This is a genomic window from Sphingobacterium sp. NPDC055346 (assembly GCF_053645235.1).
On sequence record NZ_JBSHMI010000005.1, the window covers coordinates 222,497 to 235,916 of the forward strand.

The window sequence follows — 13,420 nt, forward strand, 5'->3', positions numbered from 1 at the left end:
ATGAGTAAAAAAGCTAAAAAGGGTGTATTGTTGGTCCAGTTGGGTACCCCCAATTCACCGACTACCGGCGAAGTAAAGAAATACCTGACAGAGTTCTTAATGGACCCACGCGTGATGGACATCCCTTTTGTTTCAAGGACCTTGTTGGTCAAGGGAATCATCGTTCCTAAAAGGGCTTCAAAATCCGCTCATACCTATTCAACCATATGGAGTGAGGAAACCGGGTCCCCGTTAATGTACTACAGTGTTTTGCAGCAACAGATGTTGCAGCAGGAACTAGGTGAAGAATACCATGTGGAATTGGCCATGCGATACCAGGAACCTTCGATTCCCAATGCATTGAAAAACTTGGAAAGCATGTTCCTGGATTCCATTATCGTCATCCCGCTTTTTCCACAATATGCCTCGGCAACGACCGGTTCGGTCATCGACCGTGTCATGGAACTGATGCGCGGCTGGCAATACTTTCCCAAGGTAAGTTTCGTCAGCAGTTATTGCGACAACCCTTTAATGGTCGAGGTCATCGCAGATAATGCCCATAAACATGACCTGAGCGAATATGACCATTTCCTGTTCAGTTACCATGGGCTGCCCGTTCGACAGTTGGGAAAGGTTGACCCAAAGGGAGAATTGGAGTGTCCTGATTTTGGGTGCGATTCTTGCAAGAGAGAAATGAAATCCTTTTGCTATCTGTCACAATGCTATGCAACCACGCGCGCTATCGTAGAAAAGTTGAACATACCTGAGGAGAAATATACGGTCTGTTTCCAGTCACGATTGGGAAAAACCCCATGGATCCAGCCATATACCTCAGACACACTGCATGATTTAGCAAAACAAGGGAAGAAAAAGCTCTTGGTGTTCAGTCCTGCATTCGTAGCCGATTGCATCGAAACTTTGGATGAGATACAGGTTGAATACGCTAATGAATTTAAGGAAATGGGCGGAGAGGAGGTCCATATGGTGGAAAGCCTGAACGGTAGCCCGAAATGGATCGAAGCCCTGAAACGAATGGTGTTGGAAAACGGGAATTAAGATGTTAAAATTAAATGCAGTAATATTATTCTTACTAGACTTCTATATATTTTTTGCGCTTAGGGCGACGAATATCAGATTTGTCAAGACGAGATGGTTCACCATCCTATGGTGGGGCTATTCACTGTCTTTGCTGGTAGGATTATTTATTTCATTCCAATATAGCATTCCGCTTTCGGTTCGTTCCATTATCCTGGTGGCCTTTTTCCTGACTGCGGTCAGCAAGTTTGTCTATGCCATCGTCTTGATCGTCGATGATCTGCGAAGAGGGGGGATTTGGGTTGGACGTCTGTTCTCCAGGGGCAAGGGCAAGGACCTGGAAGAGAGATTGGAGACTTTGGAAGAACCTTTGCCAGAAGTCCCTAAAAAGGGTATTTCCCGTTCTGACTTCCTGTTGAAATCAGGGATAATAGTTGCTGCCCTTCCAATGGTCCCATTGGCTTGGGGCGTAATTTCCACAGCTTATGATTATCGGGTGAGACGCCAGAAATTGGTGCTTCCGAACTTACCGAAGGAATTCCATGGAATGACCATCGGGCAGATCTCAGATGTTCACTCCGGTTCATTTTATAATAAAAAAGCCGTCATGGGCGGAGTAGAGCTCCTGCTGGCACAAAAGCCCGATGTTATCTTCTTTACCGGTGATCTGGTGAACAATGTTGCCTCGGAGATGCGTGATTATCAAGATATCTTTGCCCATGTCAAAGCGGATCTAGGGGTGTATTCTACCTTGGGCAACCATGATTATGGCGATTATTACTTTGGTCCGGGCGACTCGCCAGCCAAACGTAAAAACCTGCAGGATTTGATCGAAACCCATAAGATTATGGGTTGGGACCTTTTGATGGACGAGAACCGGACCTTGAAAGTAGGCAATGGGGAAATCTCCATTGTCGGGGTACAGAACTGGGGAACGGGCCGTTTCCCTAAAAAAGGAGACCTTCCTAAAGCACTATTGGGAACAGAAGAAAAAGCTGTTAAATTATTATTGTCGCATGATCCATCCCATTGGCGCGCACAGGTACTGGAAACCGATGTGGACGTCATGTTTGCAGGTCATACCCATGGAATGCAATTCGGAGTCCGAGGGGAAAACTTCCAATGGAGCCCAGCCAAATATATCTATAAGGAATGGGCAGGACTCTATAAACAGGGAACCTCCCAACTTTATGTCAATACAGGTTATGGTTTCTTGGGCTATCCTGGTAGGGTCGGTATTGCACCAGAGATCACCATTTTTGAACTGGTTAAAGGTTAATTACACCTTTTCTCAACCAAGGATCCTTGCAAAATGATTGTTCAGGTGTTTTCTGATAGCATCTCGATAAGCTTCAGCGTCCCTTAATTTCAATACCTGGACCAGCTCTTTGTGCGAAATAAAATCACCTTTCATGATGTCCTTTTCCAATAATCCACTTTGATGTACATATTGGAAAATAGGGAAGAGCATCTCCTGCAGTTCCAACAGTATCTTGTTTTTGGAGATCTTATATAGCTTCCCATGGAAACGGATCTCATCCTCTACATGCCAAGGATTTGCGGTATCCCCGGAAACAATCTCGCTTGCTATCTTTTCAAGTTCTACAATATCCTCATCCGTGATATTGTTGACAATAAAATCAGCCATGCCCACTTCCAGCGCCAATCTCATTTCAAACATTTCCTTCAAGGTCTCATTATCTAAAATAGAAGGGTGGAATACCTTTCTCAATGAACCCAAGACATCGGGATTCCTAAGCACGGCACCTTTATGCTTGATGGATTCTATCAGACCAATGGTCTTTAACCTGAGTAAGGCCTCCCGGACAACGGTCCTGCTCACACCTAGGCTATCTGCTAAATCCAATTCTTTTGGAAGTACGTCCCCTACGCCCATGTTCCGTTCCTGGATGAACTGTATGATCCTTGCTTCTGCCCGGTCCACCAAACTCGAGGTGTCTATTGTTCCAAGTTTTTCCATATTTCTATCTGGTCCCATTTTCACAATATCGTCATAATGGCCACGGTACAATAATATTAAAAAAAAATTTGGAAGTAAAACATTATGTATTACATTTGGTAATTATTATGTTATACATAATCCAATTTTTTTTAAATCATTAAATTATGACAAACCTTTTTTACCATTCATTGCGGGGGAGCCTGTTGCTTGCGATTCTGTGCTGCATCCATTTTGCCGCATTTTCGCAGACCGCTTTAAAGGGAACGGTTACAGATCCTTTGGGGAATCCATTGGAGGGGGTGACCGTTTCAAACCAGACACAAGGGCATGTTACAAAGACCGATGAACAGGGAGGATTTAGCGTACAGGCTAAAGTGTCGGATGTAATTTCATTTTCTTCAATCGGATATCAATCACACAAGCTCACCTTAGAGAACCTGGCTTCAGTAAGGATTTCCCTTGATCCTTCTGGGGAAGACTTAGAGGAAGTCGTGGTATTGGGATACGGTAGTATCAAGAAATCGAACCTGACGGGATCTGTGTCCAGATTGGACAAACGCGTCTTAGAGACTGGGGTCCGTTCAAACCCTGCATCCGCATTGGCTGGAACAATTCCCGGCTTGAGGGTTCAACAGACTTCCGGTCGTCCGGGTTCTGTTCCGAACATTGTATTGCGTGGTGGAACTACCTACGGCGGCGGCGGATCGCCTTTGGTGATCGTGGATGGTTTGATCCGTTCAGGATTCTCGGATATCAACCAAGACGATATCGAGTCCATCGATGTATTAAAGGATGCTTCTGCCACGGCTATCTATGGCGCTAGGGCATCTAACGGGGTAGTCTTGATTACCACAAAACGCGGTAAAGATGGCGTGTCCAATATTTCGCTGAAATCTAAGATCGGTGTCAATTCCTTGAATATTCCGTTTGAGTTCCTGGATGCAAAGGACTATTTGTACTGGTCTAGAAAAGGGGTACAGACCTCTGGGATGTACCAACCAAACCAGTTGAACCAATTGACCTCTGTGGGTCCTTTTGGAACCGGCAACAAATACAAGGATGACCAGGGCAATATATTGGATGGGAACAAAGTGAGCAATGCCGTTTGGAGCACCATGTTCTTGGATGATTCCAATAGGGAATTATTGGGACAAGGCTACCAAACAATGATCGACCCTGTAACGGGGAAAGAATTGATCTACAAGGATTTCGATTATACCGATTATGCATTGCGCAAAAATGCCCTGACCCAAGACTATAACCTTGCGGTACAAGGGGGTAATGATAAGAGTAAATACTATGCAAGTTTGGGTAAATACTATGAACAAGGGGTACCAATTGGAACCAATTACGATCGTTTGACCTTTATCCTAAATGGAGATTACAAGATCAAGCCTTGGATTACCTCCAATTCAGGATTGAACTTTGCGAATACGAAATGGAGAGATGCCATCAATGGGGAGGGCAATTATATGACCCGTGCTTTGGGTGCTCCTCCAACCATGCGAGGCTATAACGCAAATGGAGACCTATTGGTAGGACGTGACTGGCAAGATGGTAACCCCGCGGTAAACAATGACCGTTTTATCCGCAATAACCAAAACCAGAAATTTACGATGTCCCAAGCTTTTGTAATTGATCTATATGAAGGATTGAGCTTGAGAGCAAGTGGAAACTGGTTTATCAACCAAACCAATAATGAGTCCTTCAACAGAGATTATTTGGCCAGCCCGGGAAACTGGGTAAGGACTCGTAACTCATCGGCAAGCTATGATAAGACCTTGAACCAAACCTATAATGCGGTTTTAAACTATAAAAACACTTTTGGCGAGAAACATAATTTTGATGCCATGGCAGGATGGGAGTTCTTTGATTCCTATAATACCGGATTTTCGGCATCGGGTTCAGGCGCGCCATCGGATGATTTCATGGATCTAGGCTTGACCAGTACCGAGGCAAACCGCCGAGGTATCGATTCTTACCATGTCCGAAATAGGATCACATCCTTTTTCGGACGTTTGAACTATGATTATGATGGGCGCTATCTAATGACCTTGACCTTGCGTCGTGATGGTTATTCAAACCTATTGAATAATCGTTGGGGAACTTTCCCAGGGGTATCCTTGGGTTGGAACCTACATAATGAAGACTTCTTCGCCAATATTATGGGCGCTGACCAGGTGATCAATTCCTTAAAATTAAGGGCTAGTTATGGTGCGAACGGAAATATCGGAAGCATAGGTGCATATACTTTGCAAGGGACCTATGGAACTTCAAAATATGATGGTAATGTAGGCTATGGCATGACCAGCTTAAGTATTCCAAACCTGAGATGGGAAAGTTTGATTACCAAAGAAGTAGGATTAGAGACCAGATTGTTGAATAGGCTAGATCTTTCTGTGGCTTATTACCATAGAACAACTTCAGATAAAATTGCTACACTTGAATTACCTGCTTCAGCTGGCTTTACATCCATTAGCACCAATAATGGCGACATGCAAAACCAAGGGGTAGAGATTGACCTGAATTACCAAGCAGTCCGTGCGAATGACTTTACCCTGAGCTTCAATTGGAATACGGCATACAACGAGAACAAGATCTTAAAGCTGCCATATAACGGTGTTGAAAACAACCGCCAGAATGGTTTCCAAGTATATAATCCGAGTACCATGGAACTAGAATGGGTTGGCGGTTTGCAAGAAGGACAGGATCCAAACGTGGCTTATGCATACGAAGCATTAGGTATCATCCGTAACCAACAGGACTTGGATAATTATGCTCTACAGTTAAAGGATTTGATCGGCGCGAGAACCTTGGTGCATCCAGATGTATTCAATGCGATGACCGCTTCAGAGAAATCCCTGCATTATCCATTGGCTTTGGGGGACGTGATGTGGAGAGATGTCAATAAAGATGGCATCATCAATTCCTACGATAGGGTTTACATGGGGAATACCGTTCCGCGTTGGACCGGAGGATTTGGCCTTTACTCCACCTACAAAGATTTCTCCTTGAGTGCTAGGTTCGACTATGCATTGGGATATGTTGCCTATGATGGACCTAGAGCTTGGTTTTTGGGAATGATGCAGGGAACGTTCAATACCACAACTGAAGTATTGGATACCTATACGCCTGAGAACACGAATGCAAAATACCCAACCTATTACTGGGCAGATCAATTGTTTAAGAACAATACCAGCCGCGAAAGCAGCATGTTCTATAACAAGGGTAATTATTTGGCATTCCGTGAGATCTCCTTGGCGTATCGCTTACCAAGGTCTTTGGCCAACAAGATCAAGATGGAAGATTTAAGCGTTTCAGTAACCGGGCAGAACCTCCAATACTGGACAGCCAATACCCTGTTTTCTGCAGAAAGCGGATCCATAGGACAGGGCGGGGGTGGTTACCCATTGCCAAGAACGGTCATATTCGGTCTTCAATTAACCTTTTAAACCTTAAATCATGAAAAAGATATTTATAGCCTTAGCGATAGCGGCAACGAGCATAACATTTTCATCTTGTAGCAAGATGGATTTAGAATTAACCCCAGAAGATTATTTTGCAAGTGGATCGTTCTGGAAAACACCGGACCAGGTGAAAGGAGCAATGGTCGGGATCCACAGCCAATTAAGGAATGCCCAGCAAACTCTATGGAATTTCGGTGAATTGAGAGGTGGGACTTTAAGGGACGGAACCAGTTTTACCGGAACCGCATCCTTGAATTCGAGTTCCATTATCATCCAAGATATCCGTGAGAGCAGTCCCGGCTTTAGCAGTTGGGCGAACCTGTACGGGCAGATCTTTCAGATCAATAACTTTATTTTCCAGGTGGAATCGGCTACCTACCTGTCGGCATCGGAGAAGGGATATTATTTAGGTCAGGCCTATGGGTTGAGAGCCTATTATTATTTCAACCTTTTCAGGACTTGGGGAAGGGTCCCTTTGGTGGCTGAGGCCAAGGTAGCCAATCAAACACCTAGTTCAGCTGAAGAACTGTACACTGCCCGCAGTAAAACGGAAAAAGAGACTTTGGACTTTATAAAAGCAGATGTTGAAAAATCAGTTTCTAGTTTCAACAACGACTATAATATCCTGAGCCAAAAAGCGCAATGGTCATTAGCAGCGACACAGATGTTGAAAACGGAGGTGTACCTATGGTCGGCAAAGGTGAAGATCGATGGGGCCGTTCCTGCAAGTACAGCGCAGGATCTGCAGACTGCCAAGGCCGCTGTAGAGAGCATTATCCCAAAGTTCACATTGGTCAATGACTATGCGAATGTCTTTGCTACGGCAAGTTCGGCTACAAATAAAGGAAATTCAGAAACCATTTTTGCCTTGAGGTACCAATATGGTGAAGCGACCAACTTCTTCAATAACTTCCTGTATGCGCAGAGTGATGATATTTCAGGCTATGTTGATGATAAAGGGGAGCCAATTCCGGCAGATCCTCTGAAGATTTCCAATACTGGTATTATCCGATATGAATATAAATATGGCTTGTACCAATTGTATGATGCTGCAGATAGCAGAGCCAATGCCACTTTCTTAAACTTCAACAAGGGCGATGTGCATGCTGTGGTGCTACGTAAATTCTTAGGGACCATTGTAGAAGGTGTAAGGAATTATTCAGATGACTATCCGATCTATCGCTTAGCTGATGCATATCTGTTATTGGCAGAGATCAAGAATAAGTTAGGTCAAGACCCGAGCAATGAAATCATGTTGGTGAGAAACAGGGCCTATAAAGGTTCGGCACCGCAATTTGTAAGGGGAGGGTTTGAAGCCAATGAACTTGCCATTTTCTATGAAAGGACCAAGGAGTTTGTCTCGGAAGGCAAGCGTTGGTTTGATCTGCGCCGCATGCAAGATGCTTCAGGAAACCCACTGGTTTTCCGCAAGGACCTGGACATGGTCGGGGTATTGGACAACAATGAATCCCAAAAACATAAAATCCTTTGGCCTATTGACCTTGGAACCCTATCAGCGGATCCAAAGTTAAATGGAGACCAAAATCCTGGATATTCAGGAACTTAATGTTAAATTTAATATAAGCCTGTCCTGCCCAGCAGGATAGGTTATCTAGTTTTTAATAATTTGTATATGCTAACAAACAAAATTGAAGGATTAATTGCTGCTCCATTTACGGCATTTGATCCAAATGGTGAACTGAACCTGGATCTGATCCCTGCTTATTATCGGTCACTTAAAAAGAATAATGTAAAAGGAGCTTTTATATGTGGCTCGACAGGAGAAGGGGTATCGTTGACTTTTGATGAGAAAGTGCAAGTATTGAAGGCTTGGGCAGCGTTGACCAAGGCGGACCCAGATTTCGCCCTGATGATGTTTTTAGGCGGTACGAATGTGAAGGAATGTAAACAATTGGCAGCGATCTCCGAACAAGAAGGAGCAGATGCCATATCCTTTACTTCCCCTTATTATTTCAAACCTGCAAATGTGCAGCAATTGGCGAAATGCTGTCAGGAAATAGCTTCCTCGGCGCCAAATACTGCATTTTACTATTACCATATCCCTGTTTTGACAGGTGGAAACTACAGTATGATCGATCTATTGGAAGCCGTGGATAATGTGATCCCAACCTTCAGAGGCATCAAATATACGCATGAAGATTTTATGGATTTCTTGTCTTGTTTGAATCATAAAAATGGGAAGTACGATATGCTTTGGGGGCGTGATGAAAACATGCTGCCCTCCTTGGTATTAGGAACAAAAGGAGCGGTAGGCAGTACCTACAATTACGCAGCTCCATTATACAATGATCTGATAGCTGCTTATGTGCAGGGCAATTTTGAGCAAGCCAATAAATTGCAGCAGAAATCCATTGATATGATCCGTCTGTTAGGTAAATATGGAGGTATTGCAACCGGAAAAGCTTACATGAAACTAGTGGACCTGGATTGTGGCGAATTCCGATTGCCGATAGCCAATATGTCAAAAGAGAATTTCGAACTGTTCAAGGCTGATGTTGCGGCATTGGGCTTTGACTCCTTTAAGTCAATCAATTAATGCGGATTAAGGCAATTTTATCTATGGCGGTTTTAGTGGTTGGTTGTTCTGGTTCGCAGAGCAAGTCTGGATTAGTATGGGAAGAAGCAATTCATTTGCCTGCGGTTTCTGGAAAAAAAAATATAGGTGTCGCAGGGCCAATAGCCGGTATCATTCAGGACAAACTGATTGTAGCCGCTGGTGCTAATTTCCCGGATGGATTGCCTTGGGATGGAGGAAAGAAAGTTTACCAATCTCAGGGATATATCTATTCCATTTCAGGGTCAGGCTTAAAGCTGGATAACATAATTAACCTTGAAGACGGGATTGCCTATACTGCCAATCTCAGTCTTTCAAACTCCATCTATATCGCTGGCGGAGAAAATGAAAACGGTCCAATCGATCAGGTTGCCAAATATGAACTGTCCGAAAGGGGTAAACTGGAGAAGGAAATCCTAAAACCCTTGCCAGTAGCTTTGACCAATGCCGGCTTAGCAGCGGGGACCAATGAAATCTTCTTTATCGGCGGTGAAAATGCAGAATCGGTCTCTGATCAGGTTTATTCCCTGAAATTGGATGATTCAACGGCAAATTGGATGGAATATTTGAAACTGCCCTATCCAGTGAGCCATGCTGTTGTGCTTGGCAATGGCAAGGACAAAATCTATGTCATTGGGGGAAGGAAGAAAAATCCAAATGCCATCAGTGATATCTATGATTGGCTGTTGGAATTGGACCTAAATACCAAAAGTATCCGTGAGCTTACTAAGCTCCCTAAGGCTTTGGCTGCAGGGACCGGAATCTATAAAGATGGGAAAATCTATGTTTTCGGAGGGGATGATGGGAGCACGTTTTCAAAGGTTGAGGAGGCTATAGCCAATATAGCCAAGGAAAATGATCCTCTGAAAAATGATGAGTTGACCCAAGCAAAGAATAAGCTTCAGGCAGGACATCCCGGATTCTCAAGAGAGAATTGGGTCTATGAGCTGAAGACAGGTTCTTGGTCACAATTGGAAGGAATGGAAACAGAGAGTCCAGTGACCACAAGCGCAGTTATAAAAGAAAATCTATTTTTTATTCCAACAGGGGAGGTTCGAGCGGGGGTTCGTACCGATCGGATCCTGGTTGGACAGATAAAATAAACCTATGAAAAACAGTAAAAGATATCCTTGGATCGTTGTAGGCTTGTTATGGTTTGTGGCACTCCTGAATTATATGGACCGCCAGATCTTATCAACCATGCGACCTGCAATGGCCATCGATATTTTGGAATTGGAAAGTGCTGCGGTATTTGGTAACCTGATGGCCGTATTTCTTTGGATATATGGTTTTATGAGTCCAGTAGCAGGAATTGTTGCCGATAAGTGGAACCGGAAATGGTTGATCGTAGGGAGTTTGTTTGTATGGTCGGCAGTTACCCTAGCGATGGGCTATGCCGATACTTATGAGCAACTGTATGCCTTACGGGCGATCATGGGCGTCAGTGAAGCCTTGTACATTCCGGCAGGACTTTCATTGATTGCGGATTACCATTCGGACAGATCAAGGTCCCTAGCCGTTGGGATCCACATGACCGGTTTTTATTTTGGACAGGCAATGGGCGGTTTTGGTGCCACCGTTGCTGCATCCTATTCCTGGCATTATACCTTTATCCTGTTTGGATTGATCGGAATCATCTATTCCGTCGTCCTTATTCTATTTTTACATGAAACTGATCATCGATCTGATGCCAAGAAGCTAGTGGAAAACAAGGTTCCTTTGTTGAAAGGGCTTTCCATCTTGTTCTCCAATATTGCTTTCTGGGTCATCCTATTATATTTTGCTGTTCCAAGTTTGCCTGGCTGGGCAACCAAGAACTGGCTACCTACCTTATTCTCGGAAAACCTGCATATCCCTATGGAAAAAGCAGGTCCATTGGCAACCATTACCATAGCCCTGTCCTCATTCTTTGGAGTAATCCTAGGAGGGATTATTTCCGATAAATGGATACAAAAGAATGTGCGCGGAAGGATCTATACCAGTGCCATAGGATTGGCATTGACCATTCCGGCAGTTATATTGATCGGATATGGACACAGTGTCTTTGCGATCGTTGCTGCAGGACTGATGTTCGGCTTCGGTTTTGGGATGTTTGATGCCAATAATATGCCGATCCTTTGTCAGTTTGTGTCTTCAAAATACAGGGCAACGGCCTATGGGATCATGAATATGGTCGGTGTATTTGCAGGTGCTTATATCACGAAGATTCTTGGAGCCTCTGCAGATGAGGGACAACTTGGAAGTGATTTTGCTTTATTGGCGGGAATTGTGTTGATCGTTTTGATCGTTCAATTGGCCGTACTAAAACCGAAGGGAAATGAGGCTATCGATTAAATTACTTTTCTTGTTCATTCTATCGTTCAACTTTCTTTTTGCCCAACAAAAGAAGAGGGTGGCCTGTATTGGTGATTCAGTGACCAAAGGATCCAATTTAGCCAAAGGGAAAACCTATCCGGATCAATTGCAGCAATTACTGGGCGATGGCTATGAAGTAGGCAATTTTGGGAGAAATGGTGCAACGCTACTGGAAAAAGGGCATAATCCTTATCTGAAATCAGAGGAACTGGAGGCTGCGCTAGCCTTTAAACCTGATTTGGTTGTCATTAATTTAGGCTTGAATGATACAGATCCAAGAAATTGGCCTAATTACCAAATGGACTTTCAAAAAGATTATAATAAACTGATCTCTCTTTTTAAAAACGGAAATCCGAAGGTGGAAGTCTATGTATGTGAAAATACGCCAATTTTTAGTGGACATCCTCGATTCCTTTCGGGAACTCGAGATTGGTACTGGGATATCAAGGGAGAAATAGGCGCCGTAGCGGTGAGACATTACCACAAGCTCGTGGATCTCTATCCGCCCTTAGCTTTTCGTATCGATCTATTTGATGATTATCTACACCCTTCTGAACAAGGAGCCGAAATTATTGCAAAGACCATTTTCGACAGAATAGTTCCCGTTAGGCAAAAGCTTTCCGTAAATGAAAGTATAGGATCGCATATGGTATTGCAACGGGATCAAACTAATCGAATAAAAGGCAAAGCGAATGCTAGACAGGCTGTAGTTATTGAAATGGATGGAGGAACTTACTTATCCATTGCTGAAGTCAGTGGGGAGTGGGGAATTGATATACCTACCATGCCTGCGGGTGGACCATATAGGATGAAAATCTATACGGATCAGGATACGATAATTTTAGAAGATATATTGTTTGGGGATGTGTTCTTGGCATCAGGGCAGTCCAATATGGCTTTTCCGTTAAAGGATGCCAATGGATCAAAGGAATTGATCAAGGAGGCTTCCAAACACAATGGTATTCGGATTTTTAAGAACAAGGTCCTTAAGGAAACGAATAATGAAGAGTGGGATGAAGCTACTTTAAAGAAAGTAAATGACCTGGAATACTTTTCTGGGAAATGGGAGAAGTTAACAGCAGAAAATGCCGCCAACTTTTCAGCGATTGCCTACAGTTTTGCAGAAGCATTGGAACAAGAAACGAAGGTTCCGATCGGCATTATTGAACTTGCCGTGGGCGGTTCGAATACCGAGTCTTGGATTCCGAGAAGAAGCTTGGAGGAAGATCCGCTTTTGGCGACTTATATCCACGGGTGGCGAAAATCTGATTTCATCCAGGATTTCTGTAAGAACAGAGCGAAGGTTAACCTGAAGAAATCCATGGTCAAGAACCAAAGACATCCCTATGAACCGGCCTATAATTTTGAAGCTGGGTATAATAAGTGGAATGATGCCTCATTAAAGGGGATTCTATGGTATCAGGGGGAAAGTAATGCACATAACGTTGAACTGCACGAACACTTATTCAAGACATTAATAGCTTCTTGGAGAGAGAATTATAAGCCTTTTTTGGGTAAAAGGGAAAGGTTGCCATTTTATACGGTTCAGCTTTCCAGTTTAGATCGGCCCTCCTTGCCAAAATTCAGGGATAGCCAAAGAAAGCTCAGCAATGAATTGAAGGATGTCTATATGGCTGTCAGTTCTGATCTTGGTGATTCCTTGGATGTACATCCAAGGGAGAAGTTAATCATCGGGAAGCGATTGGCAAACCTGGTCTTGAAGCATGAATTTGGGAAAGATAATAATGCAGACAGTCCCCAACCTATATATTCTTATGAAAATGAAGATATACATGAAATAAGGTTCAGTCATGCCAAGCAATTAAGTGCAATGGGATCAAAAGAAGTTACAGGTTTTCAGGCTAAGGATGAAGACGGAAATTTGGTCGATCTCAAGGTCGTGGAAATAAAAGGGAATTCGGTTTTCCTGGAAAATCCCAGGGGTTTAATGGAGATATATTATGGATACAAGCCTTTTTCAAGGGCAAATTTAGTGAATGAGGAGGGAGTGCCTGTTTCCACATTTTCGATCAAAAGATAAAAAAG

The 13,420-nt window shown here is 43.5% G+C and carries 9 protein-coding genes; 8 read left to right on the forward strand and 1 reads right to left on the reverse strand.

From position 1 onward, the window contains the following. Both hemH and ACWICE_RS12030 read left to right on the forward strand, forming a co-directional pair. Entirely contained in the window at positions 1-1,035 is a 1,035-nt protein-coding gene (gene hemH / locus ACWICE_RS12025) for a ferrochelatase (protein ID WP_093099336.1), read from the forward strand. A 1-nt stretch (position 1,036) separates the two neighbouring features. Continuing rightward, complete coding sequence (locus ACWICE_RS12030) at positions 1,037-2,293, forward strand: metallophosphoesterase (protein ID WP_093099334.1); 1,257 nt, start codon at positions 1,037-1,039, stop codon at positions 2,291-2,293. Between the two features lie 12 nt (positions 2,294-2,305). On the opposite strand, the gene ACWICE_RS12035 is transcribed toward ACWICE_RS12030, so the two are convergent. Continuing rightward, on the reverse strand, positions 2,306-2,995 hold the full coding sequence (locus ACWICE_RS12035) for a FadR/GntR family transcriptional regulator (RefSeq protein ID WP_236736533.1): 690 nt from the start codon (positions 2,993-2,995) through the stop codon (positions 2,306-2,308). A gap of 146 nt (positions 2,996-3,141) precedes the next feature. On the opposite strand from ACWICE_RS12035, the gene ACWICE_RS12040 reads away from it, so the two are divergent. The 6 genes from ACWICE_RS12040 (at position 3,142) to ACWICE_RS12065 (ending at position 13,415) form a co-directional block, all read left to right on the forward strand. Next, positions 3,142-6,429, forward strand: coding sequence for a SusC/RagA family TonB-linked outer membrane protein (locus ACWICE_RS12040; RefSeq protein WP_454298486.1), 3,288 nt, complete (start codon positions 3,142-3,144; stop codon positions 6,427-6,429). Positions 6,430-6,439: 10 nt separating this feature from the next. Beyond that, entirely contained in the window at positions 6,440-8,011 is a 1,572-nt protein-coding gene (locus ACWICE_RS12045) for a RagB/SusD family nutrient uptake outer membrane protein (protein ID WP_313366813.1), read from the forward strand. A 66-nt stretch (positions 8,012-8,077) separates the two neighbouring features. Continuing rightward, positions 8,078-9,001: a dihydrodipicolinate synthase family protein gene (locus tag ACWICE_RS12050; protein WP_454298487.1), complete on the forward strand. Its 924-nt coding sequence runs from the start codon at positions 8,078-8,080 to the stop codon at positions 8,999-9,001. Continuing rightward, positions 9,001-10,122: a hypothetical protein gene (locus ACWICE_RS12055; protein ID WP_185213098.1), complete on the forward strand. Its 1,122-nt coding sequence runs from the start codon at positions 9,001-9,003 to the stop codon at positions 10,120-10,122. The genes ACWICE_RS12050 and ACWICE_RS12055 overlap by 1 nt, the downstream gene beginning before the upstream one ends. A 4-nt stretch (positions 10,123-10,126) precedes the next feature. Beyond that, positions 10,127-11,353 carry an MFS transporter gene (locus tag ACWICE_RS12060; protein ID WP_454298488.1) on the forward strand — a complete coding sequence of 409 codons (1,227 nt, stop codon included), beginning with the start codon at positions 10,127-10,129 and terminating at the stop codon, positions 11,351-11,353. Beyond that, positions 11,337-13,415 carry a GDSL-type esterase/lipase family protein gene (locus tag ACWICE_RS12065; protein WP_454290948.1) on the forward strand — a complete coding sequence of 693 codons (2,079 nt, stop codon included), beginning with the start codon at positions 11,337-11,339 and terminating at the stop codon, positions 13,413-13,415. The genes ACWICE_RS12060 and ACWICE_RS12065 overlap by 17 nt, the downstream gene beginning before the upstream one ends. Positions 13,416-13,420: the final 5 nt, after the last annotated feature.